Origin of the sequence: Pseudomonas sp. NPDC089547 (assembly GCF_050280665.1) — a bacterium.
Classification (GTDB): Bacteria; Pseudomonadota; Gammaproteobacteria; order Pseudomonadales; family Pseudomonadaceae; genus Aquipseudomonas.
Genome location: NZ_JBNNVS010000003.1, coordinates 111917 through 135489 on the forward strand (window position 1 = coordinate 111917; position 23573 = coordinate 135489).

24 protein-coding genes are annotated in these 23573 nt (G+C 62.8%); 15 read left to right on the plus strand and 9 right to left on the minus strand.

Annotated elements, in window-relative coordinates; genetic code table 11:
- Window positions 1-15: 15 nt before the first annotated feature.
- On the minus strand, window positions 16-1305 hold the full coding sequence (locus ACQKPZ_RS03275; RefSeq protein ID WP_427535524.1) for an OprD family porin: 1290 nt from the start codon (window positions 1303-1305) through the stop codon (window positions 16-18).
- A 200-nt stretch (window positions 1306-1505) separates the two neighbouring features.
- Here ACQKPZ_RS03275 and ACQKPZ_RS03280 point away from each other — a divergent pair, with 200 nt between their 5' ends.
- The gene (locus tag ACQKPZ_RS03280) at window positions 1506-2177 is read left to right on the plus strand and encodes a response regulator (protein ID WP_391132106.1); all 672 of its coding nucleotides are present in this window, start codon (window positions 1506-1508) and stop codon (window positions 2175-2177) included.
- Window positions 2170-3549, plus strand: coding sequence for a sensor histidine kinase (locus ACQKPZ_RS03285; protein WP_427535526.1), 1380 nt, complete (start codon window positions 2170-2172; stop codon window positions 3547-3549). The genes ACQKPZ_RS03280 and ACQKPZ_RS03285 overlap by 8 nt, the downstream gene beginning before the upstream one ends.
- Window positions 3550-3675: 126 nt before the next feature.
- Here ACQKPZ_RS03285 and ACQKPZ_RS03290 read toward each other — a convergent pair whose 3' ends face one another.
- Window positions 3676-4482, minus strand: a complete 807-nt coding sequence (locus ACQKPZ_RS03290; RefSeq protein WP_427535528.1) for an HDOD domain-containing protein — start codon at window positions 4480-4482, stop codon at window positions 3676-3678.
- A 55-nt stretch (window positions 4483-4537) separates the two neighbouring features.
- Complete coding sequence (locus tag ACQKPZ_RS03295; RefSeq protein ID WP_427535530.1) at window positions 4538-5479, minus strand: YgfZ/GcvT domain-containing protein; 942 nt, start codon at window positions 5477-5479, stop codon at window positions 4538-4540.
- 133 nt (window positions 5480-5612) lie between these two features.
- On the opposite strand from ACQKPZ_RS03295, the gene ACQKPZ_RS03300 reads away from it, so the two are divergent.
- Window positions 5613-5867, plus strand: coding sequence for a succinate dehydrogenase assembly factor 2 (locus ACQKPZ_RS03300; protein WP_009684770.1), 255 nt, complete (start codon window positions 5613-5615; stop codon window positions 5865-5867).
- Window positions 5851-6309 carry a protein YgfX gene (locus ACQKPZ_RS03305; RefSeq protein ID WP_427535532.1) on the plus strand — a complete coding sequence of 153 codons (459 nt, stop codon included), beginning with the start codon at window positions 5851-5853 and terminating at the stop codon, window positions 6307-6309. The genes ACQKPZ_RS03300 and ACQKPZ_RS03305 overlap by 17 nt, the downstream gene beginning before the upstream one ends.
- A gap of 117 nt (window positions 6310-6426) precedes the next feature.
- Here the strand turns inward: ACQKPZ_RS03305 and nadB are convergent, their stop codons facing one another.
- Window positions 6427-8031, minus strand: a complete 1605-nt coding sequence (nadB, locus tag ACQKPZ_RS03310; protein ID WP_427535534.1) for an L-aspartate oxidase — start codon at window positions 8029-8031, stop codon at window positions 6427-6429.
- Between the two features lie 434 nt (window positions 8032-8465).
- Here nadB and rpoE point away from each other — a divergent pair, with 434 nt between their 5' ends.
- The 10 genes from rpoE (at window position 8466) to pdxJ (ending at window position 18482) form a co-directional block, all read left to right on the plus strand.
- Window positions 8466-9047, plus strand: coding sequence for an RNA polymerase sigma factor RpoE (rpoE, locus tag ACQKPZ_RS03315; protein WP_003252049.1), 582 nt, complete (start codon window positions 8466-8468; stop codon window positions 9045-9047).
- A 31-nt stretch (window positions 9048-9078) separates the two neighbouring features.
- Window positions 9079-9669: a sigma-E factor negative regulatory protein gene (locus ACQKPZ_RS03320; RefSeq protein ID WP_391132092.1), complete on the plus strand. Its 591-nt coding sequence runs from the start codon at window positions 9079-9081 to the stop codon at window positions 9667-9669.
- A gap of 12 nt (window positions 9670-9681) precedes the next feature.
- Window positions 9682-10647, plus strand: a complete 966-nt coding sequence (locus tag ACQKPZ_RS03325; RefSeq protein ID WP_427535536.1) for a MucB/RseB C-terminal domain-containing protein — start codon at window positions 9682-9684, stop codon at window positions 10645-10647.
- Between the two features lie 209 nt (window positions 10648-10856).
- Window positions 10857-12254, plus strand: a complete 1398-nt coding sequence (locus ACQKPZ_RS03330) for a DegQ family serine endoprotease (RefSeq protein WP_403194816.1) — start codon at window positions 10857-10859, stop codon at window positions 12252-12254.
- A gap of 181 nt (window positions 12255-12435) precedes the next feature.
- Window positions 12436-14235: a translation elongation factor 4 gene (lepA, locus tag ACQKPZ_RS03335; protein ID WP_233690152.1), complete on the plus strand. Its 1800-nt coding sequence runs from the start codon at window positions 12436-12438 to the stop codon at window positions 14233-14235.
- Window positions 14236-14240: 5 nt separating this feature from the next.
- Window positions 14241-15095 (plus strand): signal peptidase I, encoded by an 855-nt coding sequence (lepB, locus tag ACQKPZ_RS03340; RefSeq protein ID WP_049276347.1) that lies wholly within the window; start codon window positions 14241-14243, stop codon window positions 15093-15095.
- A 163-nt stretch (window positions 15096-15258) separates the two neighbouring features.
- On the plus strand, window positions 15259-15948 hold the full coding sequence (gene rnc, locus ACQKPZ_RS03345; protein WP_391132087.1) for a ribonuclease III: 690 nt from the start codon (window positions 15259-15261) through the stop codon (window positions 15946-15948).
- Complete coding sequence (gene era, locus ACQKPZ_RS03350) at window positions 15941-16843, plus strand: GTPase Era (protein WP_427535538.1); 903 nt, start codon at window positions 15941-15943, stop codon at window positions 16841-16843. The genes rnc and era overlap by 8 nt, the downstream gene beginning before the upstream one ends.
- 171 nt (window positions 16844-17014) lie before the next feature.
- Window positions 17015-17698, plus strand: a complete 684-nt coding sequence (recO, locus tag ACQKPZ_RS03355) for a DNA repair protein RecO (protein ID WP_391132083.1) — start codon at window positions 17015-17017, stop codon at window positions 17696-17698.
- A 61-nt stretch (window positions 17699-17759) separates the two neighbouring features.
- Window positions 17760-18482, plus strand: a complete 723-nt coding sequence (pdxJ, locus tag ACQKPZ_RS03360) for a pyridoxine 5'-phosphate synthase (protein WP_152954894.1) — start codon at window positions 17760-17762, stop codon at window positions 18480-18482.
- A gap of 127 nt (window positions 18483-18609) precedes the next feature.
- Here the strand turns inward: pdxJ and ACQKPZ_RS03365 are convergent, their stop codons facing one another.
- The gene (locus ACQKPZ_RS03365) at window positions 18610-19992 is read right to left on the minus strand and encodes a heavy metal sensor histidine kinase (RefSeq protein ID WP_427535540.1); all 1383 of its coding nucleotides are present in this window, start codon (window positions 19990-19992) and stop codon (window positions 18610-18612) included.
- Window positions 19989-20663 (minus strand): heavy metal response regulator transcription factor, encoded by a 675-nt coding sequence (locus tag ACQKPZ_RS03370; protein WP_427535542.1) that lies wholly within the window; start codon window positions 20661-20663, stop codon window positions 19989-19991. Before ACQKPZ_RS03370 ends, ACQKPZ_RS03365 begins: the two co-directional genes overlap by 4 nt.
- Before the next feature lie 349 nt (window positions 20664-21012).
- Here ACQKPZ_RS03370 and ACQKPZ_RS03375 point away from each other — a divergent pair, with 349 nt between their 5' ends.
- On the plus strand, window positions 21013-21216 hold the full coding sequence (locus ACQKPZ_RS03375) for a hypothetical protein (protein WP_009684756.1): 204 nt from the start codon (window positions 21013-21015) through the stop codon (window positions 21214-21216).
- Window positions 21217-21285: 69 nt separating this feature from the next.
- Here ACQKPZ_RS03375 and cmoB read toward each other — a convergent pair whose 3' ends face one another.
- The 3 genes from cmoB to ACQKPZ_RS03390 form a co-directional block, all read right to left on the minus strand.
- Window positions 21286-22242, minus strand: a complete 957-nt coding sequence (gene cmoB / locus ACQKPZ_RS03380; protein WP_427535543.1) for a tRNA 5-methoxyuridine(34)/uridine 5-oxyacetic acid(34) synthase CmoB — start codon at window positions 22240-22242, stop codon at window positions 21286-21288.
- Window positions 22239-22982, minus strand: a complete 744-nt coding sequence (cmoA, locus tag ACQKPZ_RS03385; protein WP_427535544.1) for a carboxy-S-adenosyl-L-methionine synthase CmoA — start codon at window positions 22980-22982, stop codon at window positions 22239-22241. Before cmoA ends, cmoB begins: the two co-directional genes overlap by 4 nt.
- Window positions 22983-23071: 89 nt before the next feature.
- Window positions 23072-23464: a protease inhibitor I42 family protein gene (locus ACQKPZ_RS03390; protein WP_427535545.1), complete on the minus strand. Its 393-nt coding sequence runs from the start codon at window positions 23462-23464 to the stop codon at window positions 23072-23074.
- Between the last annotated feature and the right edge of the window lie 109 nt (window positions 23465-23573).

Genomic DNA, 23573 nt, shown 5'->3' on the forward strand with positions numbered 1-23573 from the left:
ATTGTTGTTATTGGGTTACCACAGGGCGACGCTATAGCTCACCAGCAACCGCACCTCGTCCGCGTCGCGGGCAAAATTGGAGCGGAAGGTGGCGTTGCGCAGGCGCACGGCGACGTTCTTCAACGGGCCGCTTTGTACCACGTACTTCAGTTCGGTGTTGCGTTCCCATTCCTTGCCTTCGCCACCCGCGGCGCGGCTGACGTTGTCGCCGCTGATGTAGCGGGTCATGAAGGTCAGGCCGGGCACGCCGAGGGCGGCGAAGTTGTAGTCGTAGCGCGCTTGCCAGGAGCGCTCGTCGGCGCCGGCAAAGTCGTTGATCTGGACGAAGTTGACCAGGTACGGGTCGGCGCCATCGACGTATGGGAAGGCGCTATCCCCGGACAGCTGCTGCCAGGCGGCGCTGACCTTGTGCCCTCCCAGGGCGTAGCTGAGCATGCCGTTGACGGTGGTGTTGTCGATGTTGCCGGCCTTGGCGGCACCGGCGTCGTCGCTCACGGCCAGGCGCAGGTCGGCGCCGAAGGTGCCCGGGCCCCACGGCTGGGTGGCGACCAGGCCAATGAAGTGCTGGCGGTAGATGTCATCGAGCTGAGCAAAGTGATAGCTGCCGGTGATGCGGTCGGTGAACTGGTAGTCCAGCCCGCCCAGGGCCAGGTTGTCCGCGCTGAACGTGCCACCAAAGCGGCCGTTCTTGTTGTTCAGCGCCAGGTCTTCCCAGTTGGTGTCGTTGCGGTCCTTGGCCTTGTCCAGGCGCCCGCCGGTGAAGGTCAGGCCCTTGATTTCCTTCGAGGTGAGCAGGCCGCCTTCGAAGGTTTGCGGCAGGATGCGCCCGTCGTTGGGCTGCAGGGTCGGCAGCTCCGGGATCAGGGTGCCGATTTTCAGTTCGGTCTGGGAGATCTTCACCTTGCCGGTCAGGCCGAGCTTGGAATACTCGTCGGCAGCCTTGCCGTCATCGTGGGTGGGCAGCAGGCCGGTATCGGTGCGGTCGGGGCTGGAGTCGAGCTTGATGCCGAGCATGCCCAGCGCGTCCAGGCCAAAGCCTACGGTGCCATCGGTGTAGCCGGACTCGAAGTTGAGGATGAAGCCCTGGGCCCACTCGTCGCGCTTGGATTGCTGCGCACTGGTGCCATCGCGAAAGTCACGGTTGAAGTACATGTTGCGGGTTTCGAAGGTGGCTGTGCTGTCTTCGAAGAAGGCGGCCTGGCTCATCGGGGCGACACCGGCAAGCGCAAGGGCGCTGGCGATGGCGGAGGGGCGTGCGGCAAAGGAACGGGTAGGCGTGAGCGCCTGCGGCTGCGATGACAGCATCGTCGATGACTCCGTTTATTGTTCTTATTTGTTGCACCTTGCTGGTGCTTTTTTCGGCGCGAAGCGCGACCGTGGTGCGATGCTAGGCAACGAACCTTTCGCTAACCTTTCAGCGAGAAAGGTTTGTTACAAGGGGCTTCACAGGCTTGGCGACAGCGGTACACTCCGCGCCACCGCCCCACTCGAGCAGGGAGAATCCGATGCGTGTGCTGCTGGTCGAAGACCACCTGCAACTGGCCGAAAGCGTGGCCCAGGCCTTGAAGAGCCACGGCCTGACCGTGGATGTGCTGCATGACGGCGTGGCTGCCGACCTGGCCCTGGCCAGCGAGGAATACGCCGTGGCTGTGCTGGATGTCGGCTTGCCGCGCATGGACGGCTTCGAGGTGCTGGCGCGCCTGCGCGGTCGTGGCAAGACCGTGCCGGTGCTGATGCTGACCGCGCGCAGCGACGTCAAGGACCGGGTCCATGGCCTGAATCTGGGGGCCGATGACTACCTGGCCAAACCGTTCGAGCTGACCGAGCTGGAAGCGCGGGTCAAGGCCCTGTTGCGCCGCAGCGTACTGGGTGGCGAGCGCCAGCAACGCTGCGGGCCGCTGGTCTACGACCTGGATACCCGGCGCTTCACCCTTGGCGATGACAACCTGACCCTGACCTCGCGCGAGCAAAGCGTGCTGGAAGCGCTGATTGCCCGCCCGGGCCGGGTGATGAGCAAGGAGCAACTGGCCGCCCAGGTGTTCGGCCTGGACGAAGAAGCCAGCCCCGATGCTATCGAAATCTACATCCACCGCCTGCGCAAGAAGCTCGACGGCCACCCGGTGGCCATCGTCACCTTCCGTGGGCTGGGCTACCTGCTAGAGCACCGCGATGCGTGACAACGGCAGCCTGCGTGGGCGCCTGCTGGGCAACCTGGCCCTGCTGCTGGTGGTGTTGATGCTGGCCAGCGGCCTGAGCGCTTACTGGAATGGCCGTGAGGCGGCCGACACTGCCTACGACCGCACCCTGCTGGCCTCGGCGCGGACCATTGCTGCCGGCCTGTCGCAGCGAGACGGGTCGCTGAGCGCGGATGTGCCCTACGTGGCCCTCGATACCTTCGCCTACGACAGTGCCGGGCGCATCTACTACCAGGTGCTGGACATCAAGCAGCGGCTGATTTCCGGTTACGAGAACCTGCCGCCACCGCCGCCGGGCACGCCACGTACCGACGACTACCCCGCCTTGGCGCGGTTCTACAACGCCACCTACCTTGGCCAGGATGTGCGTGTGGTCAGCCTGCTGAAGGCGGTGACCGAGCCGAACATGAACGGCATGGCGGAAATCCGTGTGGCCGAGACCGAGGAGGCGCGGGTGCGCATGGCCCGTGGGCTGATGGCCGATACCCTGCTGCGCCTGGGCATGCTGGCGCTGGGAGCGCTGGTGATGGTGTGGTTTGCCGTGAGTGCGGCGCTGCGGCCCTTGGAGCGGCTGCGTACGGCGGTGGAAGAGCGCCAGCCGGACGACCTGCGGGCGTTGCCGGTGGTGCAGGTGCAGCGTGAACTGGGGCCGCTGGTGCGGGCCTTGAACCACTTTACCGAGCGCCTGCGCGGTCAGTTCGAGCGCCAGGCGCAGTTTATTGCCGATGCTGCTCACGAACTGCGTACGCCGCTGGCGGCCTTGAAGGCGCGGGTGGAGCTTGGCTTGCGCTCATCCGCGCCGCAGGAGTGGCGGCAGACGCTGGAGTCTGCGGTTCAGGGCACAGACCGCCTGACCCATCTGGCCAACCAGTTACTGTCGCTGGCGCGGGTCGAGAATGGCGCACGGGCGATTGCCGAAGGTGGCGCACAGCGCCTGGACCTGAGCCAGCTGGCACGTGAGCTGGGCATGGCGATGGCGCCTCTTGCGCACAAGCGCGGGGTGGCGTTGGCACTGGAGGCCGAGGCGCCTGTGTGGCTCAAGGGCGAGCCGACGCTGCTCAACGAACTGCTGAGCAACCTGGTAGACAATGCCCTGGCGCATACGCCACAGGGCGGTAACGTGATCTTGCGGGTGGTGGCGCCAGCGGTACTGGAGGTGGAGGACGATGGGCCAGGCATTCCCGAGGCCGAGCGCGAGCGGGTGTTCGAGCGCTTCTACCGGCGCAGTGCCCAGGGCAGTGGGCTTGGTCTGGCAATTGTCGGCGAGATCTGCCGGGCGCACCTGGCGCAGGTGAGCCTGCATGATGGGGCCAATGGCGGTTTGCGGGTGCGGGTGAGCTTTATTGCCGATTGATGGGTTGCCTGTGCTGGCCTATTCGCGGGCGCGCCCGCTCCCACAGGGACGGCGCAGCCCGTTAAAGCAGTGAGGTCCCTGTGGGAGCGGGCATGCCCGCGAAGAGGCCGGCAAGGTTGATACTCTTTAGCGCAACATGCTCCGCGCCTCAAACAGCTCATCCACCTCCAGCTCAGTACCAAACGGCAACCCCAGGTGGCGGTACGCCGGCAGCGCCGCCAACGGTCGATGACGCCCACGCTGGCTGATGCAGCGGGCGATCTGCACGATGTCGATGTAGTCGACCTTGTCGGTTTGCCGGTCCAGGTCCTGAAGCTGGCTGGGCAGGTTGACCAGCTGTTCTGGAAACTCCCAGGCCTTGAGGATCTTGTCCCCCAGCACTGGCTGGATCTGTTCGATCACGTAATGCAGGCAAACCGGGTCTGACAGCAGCTCATTGTGCTCCTCTGCGTAGATGAGCACCGGCAGTGCGCCAATCTGGTTGACCAGCCCGCCCAAGGTGGCCTGGTCGGGCTTTAGCTGCGTGTAGCGCCGACATATTTCGTAGCTGATACCCGCAACCTCAAGGCTGTTGGCCCAAATATCCCGCAGTTTTTGCTCTACCGCTGAAGAGCGGGCATGGAAGATCTGCTCGATCACCAGGCCGATGGCCAGGTTGCAGCTGTAGTTGATGCCCAGCCGCGTGATGGCGGTGTGCAGGTCGGTAACCTCGACCGCTGCACGCAGCAGCGGGCTGTTGACTACCTTGATCAGGCGCGCTGAAAGGGCCGCGTCGCGACCGATCACCTTGCTCAGGGCCGCTACGCTGATCTCGCTGTCTTCCGCTGCCTCACGGATGCTCAAGGCAACCTCAGGCAGGGTCGGCAGGACCAGGTCATCCTTTTCGATGGCATCGAGCAACTGTGCTTGAACCATCTCGGCCAGCTTGTTCATGGGCGTGTCTACCGCAGTGGTGGTGCGGCCCCGCCGCAGAGGCGGGGCAGGCTGGTCAGCGCTGGATTTCCCGGTCGCGGTCCAGTTCGTAAGGCAGGGTCAGCACTTGCAGGCGCGGGCCTTCCAGGCTGCCCAGGTGCAGGTTGTCGTCTTCCACTGCCTCGGCGCTGAGCACTGCAAGCAGCTCGCTGCCAGCGCCATTGCCGGCTGCAATGACCACTTCACCGACTGACGAACCATGGGTCGGCGAGAAAATCTCGGCACCCGGGGCCGGAATGGCCTGCTGGTCCAGTGCCAGGCGGTACTGGCGGCGCTTGAGCTTGCCCAGGTACTGCATGCGGGCGACGATTTCCTGGCCGGTGTAGCAGCCTTTCTTGAAGCTGACGCCGTCAACGGCTTGCAGGTTGATCATCTGCGGGATGAACAGTTCGCGGGTCGGCCCCGTGACCTGGCCGATACCGGCGCGCACCTGCCCCAGCAGCCAGTCGTTGAGGCTGCCCTCAGGCAAGGCGCTGGCGAGGGCCTGGCGTACCGTGTCGGCATTTTCCGCCGGTACCCACAGCTCTGCCCGGCCGGTAGAAACGGCAATGGCGATCAGGCCTTCATGGCGCACGGTGCTGCCAGCGGCTGCGGGCACGTCGAGGCCCAGCGCCTGCAACGCAGCTTCGCCACCTTGCAGGCCAAAGCGTGCCCAGGCGGCGCTTTCATCGGTCAGCGTGGCCTTGGAGAACACGGCGTACTTCTTCAGGTCGGCCAGTTGTGCTTCAAGCAGTTCGCTGGCCATGGCCAGCAGGTAGCCGTTGCCTTCGGGCAGGATGCGGAAACTCGACTGCATGCGCCCCTTGACCATGCAGCGGGCGCCGAGGCTGGCGTGTTCCTGGCTGAGGTAGTTGATGTTGCAGGTCAGCTGGCCTTGCAGGAACTTGCCTGCATCGGAGCCGCGGACGGCGAGGATGCCCTCGTGGGACAGGGGGCAGAAGAAAGCGGAATCGGCCATGGGTCATCGCGGTGGCTAAAGACTAGCGGCCATCATAGAACGCCAGTAACAAAATAGGTAGGTGACTAGACCAACGCCCGGTGTCGCATCGCTCGCCTGGCTGTATACTGGCGGGCCATTCGAGGAGGGCCCCATGGTCGAACAAACTGAACTCAACCGGCTTTTCTGGCACAGCCGCCGCGGCATGCTGGAACTGGACGTACTGCTGGTGCCTTTCACCCAGGAAGTCTACCCGACGCTCAACGAGGCCGATCGCGAACTGTACGTGCGCCTGCTGAGCTGCGAGGATCAGGACATGTTCGGCTGGTTCATGGAGCGCACCGAGTCCGAAGACCCGGAGCTGCAACGCATGGTCCGCATCATCCTGGACCGTGTCCAGCCCAAGTGAGTGTTTCGAGTGCCGCTGGCAAGGCTCGCGCCTGCTGCTAGCGGCCTACCTGGCTTGCCAGGTGTTGGCGTGGCTTGCCGTGTGGGCGAGCCCGCTGCCTGGGTGGTTGGCCCTTGCCATTGCCGCCGCCTGTATTGCCCACGCTGGCTGGGCCATTCCCCGACGTATCCTGTTGACGCATGCGCATGCCGTTGTCGGCTTGCGCCGTGATGTGCGCGGCTGGCAGGTGTTCAGCCTTGCCCGTGGCTGGCAGCCGGTGCGGTTGTGCAGGGACAGCGTGGCGGTGCCTGGGCTGGTGGTGTTGCGCTTTGAGCGGGCGGGGCGAAGGGTAGGGGAGAGCCAGTGCATACCGCGGGATGCGCTGGGGGCGGATGAGCATCGGCGCCTGCGGGTGCGGTTGAAGTTCAGTCGGCGCAGGTGGGCCGAGGTGCCCCGGGCATAGATCAAGACCGGGTTGGCTTCTTCGCGGGCATGCCCGCTCCCACAGGTGCTGTGCAAGGCTGCAAGGCATTGGCTACCTGTGGGAGCGGGCAAGCCCGCGAAGGCCGTTACGCCGACCTCAGAGCGGGCTGAGGATGGTGTCCTTCGCCTCGTCCAGCATGCCCGGGTAATCCAGCGTGTAGTGCAAGCCACGGCTTTCCTTGCGCTGCATCGCCGACAAGATCATCAGCTCGGCCACCTGCGCCAGGTTGCGCAGTTCGATCAGGTCACGGCTGACCTTGTAGTTGCTGTAGAACTCGTCGATTTCGTCCAGCAGCAAGCGAATGCGGTGCTGGGCCCGTTGCAGGCGCTTGCTGGTACGCACGATGCCCACGTAGTCCCACATGAAGCGCCGCAACTCGTCCCAGTTGTGCGCAATGATCACGTCTTCATCCGAATCGGTCACCTGGCTGGCATCCCAGCCGGGCAGCGCCTTGGGCATGGCCACTTGCTCCAGGTTCGCCTCGATGTCGGCAGCTGCGGCACGCCCATAGACGAAACACTCCAGCAGCGAGTTGCTGGCCATGCGATTGGCGCCGTGCAAGCCGGTGAAACTGGTTTCGCCAATGGCGAACAAACCGGGTACGTCGGTGTGGCCACGGTCGTCGACCATCACTCCGCCGCAGGTGTAGTGCGCTGCCGGTACCACCGGGATTGGCTGGCGGGTAATGTCGATGCCAAATGTCAGGCAGCGCTCGTACACGGTAGGGAAGTGACCCTTGATGAAGTCGGCCGGCTTGTGGGTGATGTCCAGGTACACGCAGTCCACGCCCAGGCGTTTCATCTCGTGGTCGATGGCGCGGGCCACAATGTCGCGTGGCGCCAGTTCTTCACGCGGGTCGAAGCGTGGCATGAAGCGCTCGCCATTGGGCAGGCGCAGCAGCGCGCCTTCGCCGCGCAGGGCTTCGGTGACCAGGAAACTCTTGGCCTGTGGGTGGTACAGGCAGGTCGGGTGGAACTGGTTGAACTCCAGGTTGGCCACCCGGCAACCGGCCCGCCAGGCCATGGCAATGCCATCGCCGCAGGCGCCGTCGGGGTTGCTGGTGTACAGGTAGACCTTGGCCGCACCGCCGGTGGCCAGTACGGTGAAGCGGGCACCGAAGGTGTCCACCTCGCCAGTGTTGCGGTTGAGCACATAGGCCCCCAGGCAACGTTCGCCCGCCAGGCCCAGGCGGCGTTCGGTGATCAGGTCGACCGCCACGCGCTGCTCCAGCAACTGGATGTTCGGGCGCAGGCGGGCCTGTTCCAGCAGCGTGGTGAAGATGGCTGCGCCAGTGGCGTCGGCGGCGTGGATGATGCGCCGATGGCTATGGCCACCCTCGCGGGTCAGGTGGAACTCGAAGCCGCCGTCGTCGACGCTGTAGTGCTCGTCGCGGGTAAAGGGCACGCCTTGCTCGATCAGCCACTGGATGGCTTCGCGGCTGTGCTCGACGGTGAAGCGCACCGCGTCTTCATGGCACAGGCCGCCGCCAGCGTTGAGGGTGTCCTCGACATGCGACTGAACGGTATCGGTGTTGTCCAGCACGGCGGCAACGCCGCCTTGGGCCCAAAAGGTCGAGCCGTTGGCCAGGTCGCCCTTGCTGAGCACGGCAACGCGCAGGTGGCTTGGGAGGTTAAGTGCCAGGCTGAGACCGGCGGCACCGCTGCCGATCACCAGGACATCATGTTGGAATTGTTGGCTCATGTCGGGACACTAGTAATCTTTAGAGGGGGCGCGGCACAATAGTCACGCGCAGATGGCATTGTGAAACTATCGTTAAACTTGGCCGGGATGCCTTTATAGCAGCCCCGGGTGGCCAATTTCCATGCCACTTGCCGGGTCGCGACAACCTTTGTGGGAACTTTCCGACATTGCCGGAAATCCTATGAAGGCTGTCCGCACGTCACAATTTGCCGCGGCGACGCAGGGTGGCAGGCCTGTCCGGACTGCTTCTGCGTATTCAGAACCTGATTATCGACGTAGCCGGCCGTGACCGTGCCGCGTCTTCCGTGCAAGCCGACCAAGGGCTGCAGGAAACTTGCTTGGAGGGGAGAACTTTTGCGTAAAGCCCGAGTCTATGGTTGCAAGCCTGAACGATGGCTGTTGCAACGCTCCTTCGAGTTCACTGAGGAGTGTTCATGCTAACCCAGGAAGAGGATCAGCAGCTTGTCGAGCGTGTTCAGCGCGGTGACAGGCGAGCGTTCGATCTGTTGGTGCTGAAGTATCAGCACAAGATTCTCGGGTTGATCGTGCGGTTCGTTCACGATACCCACGAGGCCCAGGATGTAGCACAGGAAGCCTTCATAAAGGCCTACCGTGCGCTTGGCAATTTCCGCGGTGACAGTGCGTTTTATACCTGGCTGTACCGCATCGCCATCAACACGGCGAAAAACTACCTGGTGTCCCGTGGAAGACGGCCGCCAGACAGTGATGTGAGCTCCGAGGATGCGGAGTTTTACGACGGCGATCATGGTCTCAAGGATCTCGAGTCCCCAGAGCGCTCGTTGTTGCGGGATGAAATCGAAGGCACTGTCCATCGCACCATCCAGCAACTGCCCGAAGACCTGCGTACGGCCCTGACCCTGCGCGAGTTTGACGGACTGAGTTACGAGGACATTGCCAGCGTCATGCAATGCCCGGTGGGTACCGTGCGCTCTCGAATCTTTCGCGCTCGGGAGGCCATAGATAAAGCCCTGCAGCCGTTGTTGCAGGAAACCTGAGACAGCGGCGACAGCCAAGAGAGGAACCGCCATGAGTCGTGAAGCTTTGCAGGAATCGCTGTCCGCGGTGATGGATAACGAAGCGGACGAACTGGAACTGCGTCGGGTGCTGAGCGCCGTCGACGATGCCGAAACACGTGCCACCTGGTCGCGCTACCAGGTTGCCCGGGCAGCCATGCACAAGGAGCTGCTGCTGCCCAACCTGGATATCGCCTCGGCGGTTTCTGCGGCGCTGGCTGATGAAGCCGTGCCGGCCAAGGTCAAGAAAGGCCCGTGGCGCAGCATTGGCCGCCTGGCGGTCGCGGCTTCCGTCACCGTGGCCGTGCTGGCTGGGGTACGCATGTACAACCAGGACGAGATCACTGGCGCCGAGCTCGCCGCCCAGCAACCAGCCCAGCAAGGCCTGAGCGTGCCACAAGCACAGGGCCCGGCTGTTTTGGCAGGCTATAGTGAGAGCAGTGAGCAACCGACCGGGCCGATGGCCAACGGCGTGCTGCAGAACCAGGCCGGCTGGGATCAGCGTCTGCCGGGCTATCTGCGCCAGCATGCCCAGGAGTCTGCGCTCAAGGGCACTGAAACGGCATTGCCGTATGCCCGCGCCGCCAGCCTGGAAAACCGCTAAGTAAGGAGGATCATGCGCGCGCTACCTCTCCTGTCGCTGCTGATTGGCAGCTGCATGACGGTGCCAGCATTGGCGGCCAACTCTTCGCCCCAGGCGAGTGAGTGGTTGAACAAGCTGGCACAGGCCGAGCAAAAGCAGAGCTACCAAGGCTCTTTCGTCTACGAACGCAACGGCAGCTTCTCTTCCCATGACATCTGGCACAGGGTCGAGGGTGGCAAGGTCAGCGAGCGGCTGTTGCAGCTCGATGGCGCCGCCCAAGAGGTCGTGCGCGTGGATGGGAAGGTGGAATGTGTCAGTGGCGCCTTGGTGAGCAGTGTGGCGGCCCCGCCAGACACCGCGCCGCGTGTGCTTGATCCGCTGAAATTGATGGGCTGGTACGATTTGAGCGTGGCGGGCAAGTCACGGGTCGCCGGGCGCGACGCCGTGATCGTGACGCTCACGCCTCGCGACCAGCACCGCTATGCCTTCGAACTTCATCTGGACCGTAATACCGGCCTGCCACTGCGTTCGTTGATGCTCAACGACAAAGGGCAGTTGCTGGAGCGCTTCCAGATGACCCGCCTCGATACCGACCAGATGCCCAGCGAGGATGACTTGCGCCCCAGTGCTGGCTGCAAGCCGGTGCAGCATGTTGCAGCTGCCAGCAATGATGCCGTCGCCGGCTGGCGTTCGGACTGGCTGCCGCCCGGGTTCGAGTTGGTCAACAGTTCGGTACGTCGTGATCCCAAGCTCGACAGCGCGGTCAGCAGCCTGATGTACGACGATGGCCTGGCGCGCTTCTCGGTGTTCCTTGAACCTGTGAAGGATGATGGCGGTACCGACATGCGTACGCAGTTGGGCCCGACCTCCGCGGTTTCGCGCCGCCTGAATACGCCGAAGGGCAAGGTCATGGTCACCGTGGTCGGCGAAATTCCGCTGGGTACGGCAGAACGCGTCGCGTTGTCGATGCGCCCTCAGGATGCCCAGGCGCGCCAGTGATGGCGTGCTTTACCGGGCTGTGCCAAGGCGGGCTGGCATGCGGCTGAAATGAAATTAAAGCATTGTCATTTGCAATCCACCGGCAAATTTTCTATAGGTCAGGCTTTCAGGAGCCTGGCCTTTCCTGCGTTGTGCAGGGGCCTTTCTAAACTACCGCTCGTTGTGACGGGAGTCGTATGTCAACACCACGCTTGAAATCCTACCTATCGATGTTCGCCGCCGTGCTGATGCTCGGCCAGGTGCTCACCGCCCAGGCCGAAGAAGCCCTGCCGGACTTCACCACGCTGGTCGAGCAGGCCTCGCCGGCCGTGGTCAACATCAGTACCAAGCAGAAACTGCCGAACCGCGTTGCTTCCGGGCAGATGCCCGACCTGGAAGGCCTGCCGCCGATGTTCCGCGAATTTTTCGAGCGCAACATGCCGCAGCAGCCTCGTTCGCCGCGTGGCGACCGCCAGCGTGAGGCCATGTCGCTTGGCTCGGGCTTCATCATTTCCAGCGATGGCTATGTGTTGACCAACAACCATGTGGTAGCCGATGCCGACGAGATCATCGTCCGCCTGTCGGACCGCAGCGAGCTGCAGGCCAAACTGATCGGCACCGACCCACGTACCGACGTGGCCCTGCTGAAAGTCGAAGGCAAGAACCTGCCCACGGTAAAGCTGGGTGATTCCGAGAAACTCAAGGTGGGCGAGTGGGTGCTGGCCATCGGTTCGCCGTTCGGCTTCGACCATTCGGTGACCAAGGGTATTGTCAGCGCCAAAGGCCGCACCCTGCCGAACGATACCTATGTGCCGTTCATCCAGACCGACGTGGCCATCAACCCGGGTAACTCCGGCGGCCCGCTGTTCAACATGAAGGGCGAAGTGGTGGGTATCAACTCGCAGATCTTCACTCGCTCCGGCGGCTTCATGGGCCTGTCGTTCGCCATCCCGATCGACGTGGCGATCGATGTGTCGAACCAGTTGAAGAAAGACGGCAAGGTCAGCCGTGGCTGGCTGGGCGTGGTGATCCAGGAGGTCAACAAGGACCTGGCTGAATCCTTCGGCCTGGACAAACCGGCCGGCGCCCTGGTGGCCCAGGTACTGGAAAACGGCCCGGCAGCCAAGGGCGGCCTGCAGGTGGGTGACGTGATCCTGAGCATGAACGGTCAACCGATCGTCATGTCGGCCGACCTGCCGCACCTGGTCGGCAGCCTGAAAGATGGCGAGAAGGCCAAGCTGGAAATCATCCGTAACGGCAAGCGCCAGACCCTGGATGTAGCCGTGGGTGCGATGCCGGATGATGACGCCGACATTGGCACCGGCGCCGAGGGCAGTGCAGAGCGTAGCAGCAACCGCCTGGGTGTATCGGTCGCCGACCTGACCGCCGAGCAGAAGAAATCCCTGGAGCTCAAAGGCGGTGTGGTCATCAAGGAAGTGCAGGATGGCCCGGCAGCCCTGATCGGCCTGCGCCCGGGTGACGTCATCAGCCACCTGAACAACCAGGCGATCGGTTCGGCCAAGGAATTCACCGAAATCGCCAAGGAACTGCCGAAGAACCGTTCGGTGTCGATGCGCGTGCTGCGTCAGGGTCGTGCCAGCTTCATTACCTTCAAGCTCGCTGAGTAAGCGGTCTGGCAAGCAGAAAAGGGCAGCTTCGGCTGCCCTTTTTCATGATTATTCACAATTGCGGGGGTGTTTGCTGTGTACAGTCGGACAGAGGAATCTCCCATATCCCAGCAGCTTAAGGTACAATTCCCGGCTATTTTTCGGCGGGCGTCCGGCTCGCAGCCTTTTCGAGTGTTGACCCGTGAGTGATTTGAGTCATATCCGCAATTTCTCCATCATCGCCCACATCGACCATGGCAAGTCGACGCTGGCCGACCGTTTCATCCAGATGTGCGGTGGCCTGTCGGCACGCGAGATGGAAGCCCAGGTGCTCGATTCCATGGACCTGGAGCGTGAGCGCGGTATCACCATCAAGGCCCACAGCGTCACGCTTCATTACAAGGCGCAGGACGGCAAGACCTATCAGTTGAACTTCATCGACACCCCCGGTCACGTCGACTTCACCTACGAAGTCTCGCGCTCGCTGGCGGCCTGTGAAGGTGCACTGCTGGTGGTCGACGCCGGCCAGGGTGTCGAAGCCCAGTCGGTTGCCAACTGCTACACCGCCATCGAGCAGGGCCTGGAAGTCATGCCGGTCCTCAACAAGATGGACCTGCCCCAAGCCGACCCGGACCGCGTCAAGGACGAGATCGAGAAGATCATCGGTATCGATGCTACCGACGCCGTGGCTTGCAGCGCCAAGAGCGGCATGGGCGTGGACGAGGTGCTCGAGCGCCTGGTGCAGACCATTCCTGCTCCGGAGGGCGAGATCGATGCCCCGCTGCAGGCGCTGATCATCGACTCCTGGTTCGACAACTACCTGGGCGTGGTCTCGCTGGTGCGTGTGCGCCAGGGCCGCGTCAAGAAAGGCGACAAGATCCTGGTCAAGTCCACCGGCAAGGTGCACCTGGTCGACAGCGTCGGCGTATTCACCCCGAAACACACTCAGACCGCTGATCTGAAAGCCGGTGAAGTAGGCTTCATCATCGCCAGCATCAAGGACATTCACGGTGCCCCGGTAGGTGACACCCTGACCCTGTCCTCGACCCCAGAGGTCGAAGTGCTGCCAGGCTTCAAGAAGATCCAGCCGCAGGTGTACGCCGGCCTGTTCCCGGTCAGCTCCGACGACTTCGAGGACTTCCGCGATGCACTGCAGAAGCTGACCCTGAACGACTCGTCGCTGCAGTACATGCCGGAAAGCTCCGACGCCCTGGGCTTCGGCTTCCGTTGCGGCTTCCTCGGCATGCTGCACATGGAGATCATCCAGGAGCGCCTGGAGCGCGAATACGACCTGGACCTGATCACCACCGCGCCTAGCGTGATCTATGAGCTGGAGCTGAAAACCGGCGAAACCATCGTCGTCGACAACCCGTCCAAGCTGCCGGACGTTTCTGCTGTCGCAGACTTCCGCGAGCCGATTGTCACCGCGACCATCCTGGTGCCGCAGGAACATCTGGGCAACGTCATCACCCTGTGCATCGAGAAGCGTGGCGTGCAGCGCGACATGCAGTTCCTCGGCAGCCAGGTGCAGGTGCGTTACGACATGCCGATGAACGAAGTGGTGCTGGACTTCTTCGACCGCCTCAAGTCCACCAGCCGCGGCTATGCTTCGCTGGATTATCATTTCGATCGCTACCAGTCGGCCAACCTGGTCAAGCTGGATGTACTGATCAACGGCGACAAGGTCGATGCGCTGGCATTGATCGTGCACCGCGACAACGCGGCCTACAAAGGCCGTGCGTTGACCGAAAAGATGAAGGAACTGATCCCTCGGCAGATGTTCGACGTGGCGATCCAGGCAGCCATTGGCGGCCAGATCATCGCGCGTACAACCGTCAAGGCGCTCAGAAAGAACGTACTGGCCAAGTGCTACGGTGGTGACGTCAGCCGTAAGAAGAAACTGCTGGAGAAGCAGAAGGCCGGTAAGAAACGCATGAAACAGGTCGGCAACGTGGAAATTCCACAAGAAGCCTTCCTCGCCGTGCTCAGGTTGGATAGCTAGGTCCTATGTCGCTAAATTTCCCGCTGTTGCTAGTCATTGCCGTCTTCGTCTGCGGCCTGCTGGGCTTGATCGACCTGCTGTTCCTGGCCCCGCGCCGGCGTGCGGCAATCGCCAACTACCAGGGCAGCGTCAGCCAGCCCGAGATGGCCGTGGTCGAACGCCTGAACAAGGAGCCGTTGCTGGTCGAGTACGGCAAGTCGTTCTTTCCGGTGCTGTTCATCGTGCTGGTACTGCGCTCGTTTCTGGTCGAGCCGTTCCAGATCCCTTCGGGGTCGATGAAGCCGACCCTGGAAGTGGGTGATTTCATCCTGGTGAACAAGTTCTCGTACGGTATTCGCCTGCCGGTGATCGACAAAAAGGTCATCGAGGTCGGTGACCCGCAACGCGGTGATGTGATGGTGTTCCGTTACCCGAGCGACCCGAACGTCAACTACATCAAGCGTGTAGTCGGCCTGCCGGGCGACCAGATCCGTTACACCAACGACAAGCGGCTGTTCGTGAATGGCCAGCCGATTGCCGAACAACTGGTGGGTACCGAACCGGGCACCCTGGGCAGCGCCGAGCTGTACAAGGAAAAGCTCGGCGAGGCCGAACACCTGATCCGCAAGGAGATGAGCCGTTATCGCATGCCGCCGGACCAGCAGTGGACCGTGCCGGCAGGCCATTACTTCATGATGGGCGACAACCGCGACAACTCCAACGACAGCCGTTACTGGGATGACCCGAACATTCCCAAGGAACTGCACGGCATGGTTCCGGACCGGAACATCGTCGGCAAGGCCTTCGCAGTCTGGATGAGCTGGCCAGAGCCCAAACTCAGCCACTTGCCCAACCTGTCGCGGGTCGGCCTGATCCATTGATACCCATCGGCGCTGTCCAGCAGACAGCGCCGAATGCATTTCTGACATAGGCTGTGTTCTCAGGGATCGGGAGATTCGCCGCAGATCGCGCGGCGGGCCACAGCCAAACAGTCTTTCAGGATGTTGATTTGAACAACGCGTTGAACAACGAACGGGTGGCCGCATGAGTGCTTCCCTTGCCCCTCTGGAGCGAAAGCTCGGTTATACCTTCAAGAACCAGGACCAGATGCTCCTGGCGCTGACCCATCGTAGCTACGCCGGGCGCAACAATGAGCGTCTGGAGTTTCTCGGTGACGCCATTCTCAACTTCGTCGCCGGCGAAGCGCTGTTCGAGCGCTTCCCGCAGGCCCGTGAAGGCCAGCTGTCGCGCTTGCGTGCGCGCCTGGTCAAGGGTGAGACCCTGGCCCGTCTGGCGCGTGGTTTCGACCTGGGCGATTACTTGCGCCTGGGGTCGGGAGAACTCAAGAGTGGCGGCTTCCGTCGCGAGTCGATCCTGGCCGACGCCCTGGAGGCACTGATTGGTGCCATCTACCTGGACGCCGACATGGACACGGCCCGGGAGCGCGTGCTGGCCTGGCTGGCTGATGAGTTCGAAGGCCTGACCCTGGTCGATACCAACAAGGACCCGAAAACCCGCCTGCAAGAGTTTTTGCAATCGCGCAGCTGTGAGCTGCCGCGTTACGAAGTAGTGGATATCCAGGGTGAACCGCACTGCCGTACCTTCTTCGTAGAATGCGAAGTCGTGCTGCTGAACAACAAGAGCCGTGGTCAGGGCGTTAGCCGGCGTATTGCCGAGCAAGTCGCCGCCGCGTCTGCACTGATCGCCCTGGGCGTGGAGAATGGCAATGACTGATAGCAACCCGACTCGCTGCGGCTACGTGGCCATTGTCGGCCGCCCCAACGTGGGCAAGTCGACCCTGCTCAACCATATCCTCGGCCAGAAACTGGCGATTACCTCGCGCAAGCCGCAGACCACCCGCCACAACATGCTCGGCATCAAGACCGAGGGTGACGTGCAGGCGATCTACGTGGATACCCCCGGTATCCACAAGGCCAATGACAAGGCCCTGAACCGCTACATGAACCGCAATGCGTCGGCGGCCCTGAAGGACGTCGATGTGGTGATCTTCGTGGTTGACCGCACCAAGTGGACCGACGAGGACCAGTTGGTACTGGAGCGTGTGCAGTATGTGACCGGCCCGGTGATCATCGCGGTCAACAAGACCGACCGCATGGAAGAAAAGGCCGAGTTGATCCCGCACCTGCAGTGGCTGCAGGAGCAACTGCCGAATGCTGAGGTGATGCCGATCTCCGCGCAGCAGGGGCATAACCTGGATGCGTTGGAAGCCCAGATCGCCAAGCATCTGCCGGAAAACGACCATTTCTTCCCGGAAGACCAGATCACCGACCGCAGCAGCCGCTTCCTGGCTGCCGAACTGGTGCGCGAGAAGATCATGCGCCAGTTGGGTGCAGAGCTGCCGTACCAGATCACCGTGGAAATTGAAGAGTTCAAGCAGCAGGGCCACGTTCTGCATATTCACGCGCTGATCCTGGTAGAACGCGACGGCCAGAAGAAAATCATCATTGGCGACAAGGGCGAGCGCGTCAAGCGCATCGGCTCCGAGGCGCGCAAGGACATGGAGGTGCTGTTTGACTCCAAGGTCATGCTCAACCTGTGGGTCAAGGTGAAAGGCGGCTGGTCCGACGACGAGCGCGCCCTGCGTTCGCTGGGTTACGGCGACCTGTAACCAAAGCACCGCAGCCCCCTGTAGGAGCGGCCTTGTGTCGCGAAAGGGCCGCGAAGCGGCCCCAGATTCTCAGCTTGGCAGCATAAATCGCCGGGGCTGCTGCGCAGCCCTTTCGCGACACAAGGCCGCTCCTACAAGGGCCAGTGCAACCTTGGGGCGAGTGATCTTTTCATGGAACAACCTGTCGGGCAGCCAGCCTACGTGCTGCATAGCCGTGCCTACAAGGAAACCAGCGCGCTGGTGGACTTCTTCACGCCGCAGGGCCGTATGCGCGCCGTACTGCGCCGCGCGCGTGGCAAGGGCGGCAGCCTGGTGCGGCCGTTTGTGCCGCTTGAGGTAGAGCTACGCGGCCGCGGCGAGTTGAAAAATGTCGGGCGGATGGACAGCGCCGGCATCGCTGCCTGGTTGAACGGCGATGCCTTGTTCAGCGGTCTGTACCTCAACGAACTGCTGATGCGCCTGCTGCCCGCCGAGGCGCCGTTCCCGGCCCTGTTCGAGCACTACACCCTGACCTTGCAGGCGCTGGCAGCCGGGCGCCCGCTGGAGCCGCTGCTGCGTTCGTTCGAATGGCGGCTGCTGGACGAACTCGGTTATGCGTTTTCCTTGAACCACGACGTGAACGATCAACCGATCGCGCTCGACGGCCTTTACCGGTTGCGTGTGGATGCCGGCCTGGAGCGGGTCGAACTGGTACAACCCGGGCTTTTCCGCGGCACCGAGCTCTTGGCGCTGGCGGAAGCTGACTGGGACGCCCCCGGCGCCTTGCTCGCCGCCAAGCGCCTGATGCGCCAGGCCCTGGCCGTTCACCTGGGCGCAAAACCGCTGGTCAGCCGGGAACTGTTTCGCAAGCGCTGATCACGACGTATGCTGTGGGGCTCAATCTTCAGGAGAGCCTTTCGTGACTCACAGCAACCGCATGCTTCTTGGCGTAAACATCGACCACGTGGCGACCCTGCGCCAGGCCCGGGGCACGCGTTACCCTGACCCGGTCAAGGCCGCCTTGGACGCTGAAGAGGCCGGCGCCGATGGCATCACCGTGCACCTGCGTGAAGACCGCCGGCATATCCAGGAGCGTGACGTGGTGCTGCTCAAGGATGTGCTGCAGACGCGCATGAACTTCGAAATGGGCGTCACCGAAGAGATGATGGCCTTTGCCGAGAAGATCCGCCCGGCGCATATCTGCCTGGTTCCCGAAACCCGCCAGGAGCTGACCACCGAAGGTGGCCTGGATGTGGCTGGGCAGGAAGCGCGGATCAAGGCGGCCGTCGAGCGGTTGTCGCGTACCGGTGCCGAGGTGTCGTTGTTCATCGATGCTGACGAGCGGCAGATCGAGGCCTCGCGCCGGGTGGGCGCGCCAGCTATCGAACTGCACACCGGGCGTTACGCCGATGCCGAAACCCCGACTGAAGTTGCTGAAGAGCTCCAGCGTATTGTCGACGGCGTGGCCTTTGGCGTGGGGCAGGGGCTGATCGTGAATGCCGGCCACGGCCTGCATTACCACAACGTCGAGGCGGTGGCGGCGATCAAGGGCATCAACGAGTTGAACATTGGCCACGCGCTGGTGGCGCACGCCCTGTTCGTTGGCTTCAAGGCCGCAGTGGCCGAGATGAAGGCGCTGATCGTGGCGGCTTCGCGCTGATTTAAAGGTCGCCTGTACCGGCCTCTTCGCGGGCAAGCCCGCTCCCACAGGTGTCTCATAAGCCTCAGGCCTGTGAAGTTCTTGTGGGAGCGGGCTTGCCCGCGAAGGGGCCGGTACAGGCGGTGCATTACTCGGCAGGAAACACCAAGGTGAAGCGAGTGGGCCCCAAAGGGCTGCTGTTCACCTCAACCCGCCCACCATGCAACTGCATGATCGACTGCACGATCGCCAACCCCAAACCGGTCCCGCCTTCCAGCCGCGAGCGCCCCGAGCCCACCCGGTAAAACCGCTCGAACAGGCGCGGCTGGTGTTCGGCAGCAATGCCAGGCCCTTGGTTCTGCACGGATAGCCACACTTCGCCGCCCGAACGTTCGATACGCAATTCCACGGGCGTACCGTCAGGGCAGTGTCGTATTGCGTTGCTCAACAGGTTTGACAACGCACGCTGAAACATCAGCCGATCACCCAGTGCCGTGCCCCAGCCCTGAACACGCAATTCAACGTCTTTCACCTCGGCGCTGTAGGCAAAAAGCTCGACAACCCTTGCAGTCTCGTCAGCCAATGCCATGGGTTTGCGAGCGATCTGTGTCTGGGGCTGGCTGACCTGGGCGAGAAACAGCATGTCGTTGATGATGCGGTTGAGCCGGGTCAGTTCCTCGATGCTGTCTTCCAGCACTTCCCGGTAGTTGGCGTTGTCCCGTTCACGGGCCAGGGTCACTTGGGCCTTACCCATCAGATTGCTCAATGGCGTACGCAGTTCATGGGCCAGGTCGTCGGAGAACTGCGACAACTGGCTCACACCCTGATCGAGGCGGTCGAGCATCACGTTGATGCTGGTGGCCAGTTCTGCCAGTTCTTGTGGCAGGCCGATAGTGGGCAGGCGATGTTGAAGGTGCTGGGCCGACACTTGCCCTGCAATGCGCCGGAAGCGCCGCAGCGGCTTCAGGCCGCGTTGCATGAGCCACCAGGCGCCTGCGCCAATCAATACCAGCAGCAGTGGCAATGCGAGCAAGGTTGAATGCAGGTAGGCCTGCAACAGGGCGTTGTCGTCGGCGCGGTTGAGCGACATCATCACCTTGACTGGCGTGTTGTCACGCAGGTGCATCAGCCGCGTCACGGTGAGCATCTGGTTGCCACTGCTGTCGCGCCATTCATGAAAAGCCAGGCGGGCATCGGTGGGCAAGTCACCCACCCGCGACTCCAGGGCCGGGCCGAGGCTGAGCAGGTGCGGGTGGCGGCCTTCCAGGGCCAGCACGCTGAGGCTGAGGTTGTCATGCCCCATCACCAGGTCGAGCAGTGGATGGGCGCGGCTTCCCAGGTCCTCGCTGCGCAGGTCGACGCGCAGGTTGTGCTCGACTTGCAGCATCTTGCGCGCCAGGTCCTTGCGTGCGCGGCTGTCCAGCTCGTGATCCAGGGCGAACACTGCCAGGCAGGCCAGCAACAGCACCAGTGCGGCCCCCATCAGCGTCACGCTCAGGCCCAGGCGTAGCGACAGGCTGGCGTTTTTCAAAAGCGCGCCTCAAGTACATAGCCTACGCCACGCAGGGTATGGATCAGCTTGTCGTCGAACGGGTCGTCGATTTTCGCCCGCAGGCGCCGTATCGAGACCTCCACCACGTTGGTGTCACAGTCGAAATTCATGTCCCATACCAACGAGATGATCTGTGTGCGCGAAAGCACTTCGCCTGTCTGGCGCATCAGCAGGTGCAGCAGGGCGAACTCCTTGGCCGTCAGGTCGATACGCTGCCCGGCGCGGTAGGCGCGGTGGCGACCGGGATCAAGCTCCAGGTCGGCGACGCGCAGGGTACTGGGCAGCATTTGCTGGTCGTTGCGGCGCAGCAGGCTGCGGATACGGGCCAGCAGCTCCGGGAACTCGAAGGGTTTCAACAGGTAGTCGTCAGCACCCAGGTCCAGGCCTTTGACCCGGTCGGCCAGGCGGCCGTGGGCGGTCAGCATCATGATGCGCGTGGCTGACTCGGCGCGCAGCCGTTGCAGCACGGTCCAGCCATCAAGTTCCGGCAGGTTGACGTCGAGGATGACAAGCTCGTAAGCGTGCTGGCGGGCCAGGTGCAGGCCGTCGGTGCCGGTATGGGCACAGTCGACTACATAGCCGTTTTCGCGCAGGCCCTGTTGCAGGTAGTCGGCGGTACGCAGTTCATCCTCGATGATCAGTAGGCGCATTGGGGGCTCGGGGTAATGAGAAGGGGGCGATTCTCGACCCTGTAGTGACATCAGGGTCAAGGGGCAGGATGTTACGGCATGAGTAAGGGCCGGCGGTGCAGATAACGGATTTGTAATCCTGGCGTTATCTGGCTGCCTGTTCCGGCCTCTTCGCGGGTAAACCCGCTCCCACAGGTAAACAACAACATTCAGTATCTGTGTTGTACCTGTGGGAGCGGGCTTGCCCGCGAAGAGGCCGGAGCAGACGAAACAAGCCCACATTGCAGGACTGTAATCCCCACCTCACCTTGCTGTTAGCTGCCCCTCGCTAGGATGGCCGTGTCTGATCGGTTATCACGAGGCAAATACGATGAACCTGACCAAATACCTGCTGTTGGCCACCCTTGCCCTGGGCAGTGCCAGTGTTTACGCCGAGGGCGGTGCGGAGCGCTCAAGACAGTTCTGGCAAGCGTTTCGCGAAGACCAGCAGCGCCTGCATGGCGACAAGCAACAAGCTGTTGCCGAACGCGAGCGCAAAGCGCAGGAAAAGGCCCGCGAAGTGGCCAAGGATTGAAGCAACAGCACCTGCGCTGCGACTGCTCCTCGTCGCAGGTGTATTCAGGCGCCCAACCGGGCGCCTTTTTTATTTGCGTGCCAGCAGCGTGGCGCGGCGTGGGGCAGGCAGCCCTTCGATGGTCTTGCTGTGGTCGTTCGGGTCGAGGAAGTCACCCAGCGACTGGTAGCGCATCCACTCGGTGCTGCGCTGTTCCTCGACGCTGGTCACGCTGACATCGACGCAACGCACATCGCTGAAACCGGCACGGCGCAACCAGCGTTCCAGGGCCGGTACCGATGGCAGGTACCACACGTTGCGCATCTGCGCGTAGCGGTCTTCTGGTACCAGTACCTGGTTTTCGTCGCCTTCGATTACCAGCGTTTCCAGTACCAGTTCGCCCCCTTTGACCAGGCAGTCTTTCAGCGCCAGCAGGTGCTCGATGGGGGCGCGGCGGTGATAGAACACGCCCATGGAAAACACCGTGTCGAAGCCTTCCAGGTTGGCAGGCAGGTCTTCCAGGGCGAAGGGCAGGTGCCAGGCCGGTAGCTCCGGCAGGTACTGCTGCACGGCCTGGAACTGGCAGAAGAACAGCCAGTTGGGGTCGACACCAACCACCATGTCGGCGCCGGCGCCGAGCATGCGCCACTGGTAGTAGCCGTTGCCACAGCCGACGTCGAGCACGCGCTTACCCTTGAGGTCCAGGTGCGGGCTTACCCGTGACCATTTCCAGTCCGAATGCCATTCGGTGTCCACATGCACGCCGAACAGATCGAACGGCCCTTTGCGCCAAGGCGACAGGCCCATGAGCGCCTGGCGCATCTGCGCGCGGGTTGCGTCATCGCAGTCGCAGTCCAGGCGCAGCCCGTTGACCAGGTCGACTTCGCTGGGTTGCAGGGCGGGCAGCGCTTCCAGCGCGCCGCGCCAGCGGTCGAGGTCACCGTGGCCTTTCTCCAGCTTGGCTTCCAGTTGTGCTTGCAGGCCTTGCGACCAGGAAGCCAGGGGCGTGCCCGCCAGGCGGCGGACAAGGGGGGACAGATCGATCATGGCAGGGCTATCAACGAGGCAAAGTTAAGGCATTGGAACCACGGTACCACCTTCGAGAAGCCGGCGGCACGCAGGCGCTCCTGGTGGGCTTCAAGGGTGTCGGGCCTCATCACGTTTTCGATGGCGCTGCGCTTCTGGGCAATTTCCAGTTCGCTGTAGCCGTTGGCACGCTTGAAGTCCAGGTGCAGTTCATTGAGCAGGTCCTGCTCTTGCTCATCGGCGAAGCGCAGCTTTTCCGAGAGGATCAGCGCGCCGCCGGGCAACAGTGCCTGACGGATACGGCCGAGCAGTTCCAGGCGCTGGTCGGGGGCAATGAACTGCAGGGTGAAGTTCATTGCCACTACCGAGGCGGGCTCGAAGGGCAGGGCCAGGATATCGGCTTCCAGTACTTGCACCGGTAGCAGCTCCTGGAACATCGAGTCCTGGGCGGTGAGGTACTGGCGACAGCGCTCGACCATGGCGGCGGAGTTGTCGACGGCAATGACCCGGCAACCGTCACTGCGCACGTGGCGGCGCAGCGACTGGGTGACGGCACCCAGGGATGCACCCAGGTCGTACAGCGCGGTGTGCGGTTGGGCAAAGCGCGCGGCCAGTACGCCGAGGTTTTCGACGATAGTGGGGTAGCCGGGCACCGAGCGCTTGATCATGTCCGGGAACACGCGCACTACGTCTTCGTTGAAGACGAAGTCGGGGACCTGCTCCAGAGGTTGGGCAAAAAGACGGTCGGGTTGTTTGCTCACGGCGAATCCAGGCGGCTGGTGATATGCAGGGGGCGCATTCTAGCCAAACCGCAGCGTGGATGCATGGTCGGCTGACCAGCGCTGTGCGTTCAATGTACCCGAATGGCGCAATCGAAGGTCTGCACCGGGGGCACTTCTGGGGCCCAGGGCTGCTGGTAGACCAGTACCAGGTGGCCTTCGCCAGTTGCGCGGGCCTGGTAGCGCCAGGTCGAGATGCCCGAGTTGCCAACGATACCGGCGTCTTCAGGGGCGCTGTAGACCTCGGGGCCAAGGCTTTGCAGCACGTTGGTTGCCGGGTTTTGCACCAACCAGCGGTAACCCGTGGTGGGGTTGCTGGGCAGCGTCAGGGTAAGGCTCTGGCCGACTTGCAGCCGCGTTGGGCATTCACTTTCGGCATCCAGTTCGACGGGCTGCGTGGGTTGTTGTGCGCAGGCAGAAAGCAGGGCGAAGCTCAGGGGAACGAGCAGACGGGGGGCGGTCATGTTGGCTCCGGGGGCTGGCGATGGCCTGAGGATAACCGATGATCGAGGAGTTTTGTGTTGTCTGTGCCGGCCCCTTCGCGGCTAAAGCCGCTCCCACAGGGGCACCGAC

Excerpts from the sequence above, each read along its gene's own strand:
- recO (WP_391132083.1), top strand. The coding sequence starts at position 17,015 with ATGGAACAACCTGTCGGGCAGCCAGCCTACGTGCTGCATAGCCGTGCC.
- ACQKPZ_RS03320 (WP_391132092.1), top strand. The coding sequence starts at position 9,079 with ATGAGTCGTGAAGCTTTGCAGGAATCGCTGTCCGCGGTGATGGATAAC.
- ACQKPZ_RS03295 (WP_427535530.1), bottom strand. The coding sequence starts at position 5,479 with ATGGCCGATTCCGCTTTCTTCTGCCCCCTGTCCCACGAGGGCATCCTC.
- ACQKPZ_RS03285 (WP_427535526.1), top strand. The coding sequence starts at position 2,170 with ATGCGTGACAACGGCAGCCTGCGTGGGCGCCTGCTGGGCAACCTGGCC.
- ACQKPZ_RS03290 (WP_427535528.1), bottom strand. The coding sequence starts at position 4,482 with ATGAACAAGCTGGCCGAGATGGTTCAAGCACAGTTGCTCGATGCCATC.
- ACQKPZ_RS03300 (WP_009684770.1), top strand. The coding sequence starts at position 5,613 with ATGGTCGAACAAACTGAACTCAACCGGCTTTTCTGGCACAGCCGCCGC.
- ACQKPZ_RS03375 (WP_009684756.1), top strand. The coding sequence starts at position 21,013 with ATGAACCTGACCAAATACCTGCTGTTGGCCACCCTTGCCCTGGGCAGT.
- rpoE (WP_003252049.1), top strand. The coding sequence starts at position 8,466 with ATGCTAACCCAGGAAGAGGATCAGCAGCTTGTCGAGCGTGTTCAGCGC.
- ACQKPZ_RS03280 (WP_391132106.1), top strand. The coding sequence starts at position 1,506 with ATGCGTGTGCTGCTGGTCGAAGACCACCTGCAACTGGCCGAAAGCGTG.
- rnc (WP_391132087.1), top strand. The coding sequence starts at position 15,259 with ATGAGTGCTTCCCTTGCCCCTCTGGAGCGAAAGCTCGGTTATACCTTC.
- cmoB (WP_427535543.1), bottom strand. The coding sequence starts at position 22,242 with ATGATCGATCTGTCCCCCCTTGTCCGCCGCCTGGCGGGCACGCCCCTG.
- ACQKPZ_RS03330 (WP_403194816.1), top strand. The coding sequence starts at position 10,857 with ATGTTCGCCGCCGTGCTGATGCTCGGCCAGGTGCTCACCGCCCAGGCC.
- ACQKPZ_RS03325 (WP_427535536.1), top strand. The coding sequence starts at position 9,682 with ATGCGCGCGCTACCTCTCCTGTCGCTGCTGATTGGCAGCTGCATGACG.
- ACQKPZ_RS03275 (WP_427535524.1), bottom strand. The coding sequence starts at position 1,305 with ATGCTGTCATCGCAGCCGCAGGCGCTCACGCCTACCCGTTCCTTTGCC.
- pdxJ (WP_152954894.1), top strand. The coding sequence starts at position 17,760 with ATGCTTCTTGGCGTAAACATCGACCACGTGGCGACCCTGCGCCAGGCC.
- ACQKPZ_RS03370 (WP_427535542.1), bottom strand. The coding sequence starts at position 20,663 with ATGCGCCTACTGATCATCGAGGATGAACTGCGTACCGCCGACTACCTG.
- lepB (WP_049276347.1), top strand. The coding sequence starts at position 14,241 with ATGTCGCTAAATTTCCCGCTGTTGCTAGTCATTGCCGTCTTCGTCTGC.
- ACQKPZ_RS03390 (WP_427535545.1), bottom strand. The coding sequence starts at position 23,464 with ATGACCGCCCCCCGTCTGCTCGTTCCCCTGAGCTTCGCCCTGCTTTCT.
- era (WP_427535538.1), top strand. The coding sequence starts at position 15,941 with ATGACTGATAGCAACCCGACTCGCTGCGGCTACGTGGCCATTGTCGGC.
- nadB (WP_427535534.1), bottom strand. The coding sequence starts at position 8,031 with ATGAGCCAACAATTCCAACATGATGTCCTGGTGATCGGCAGCGGTGCC.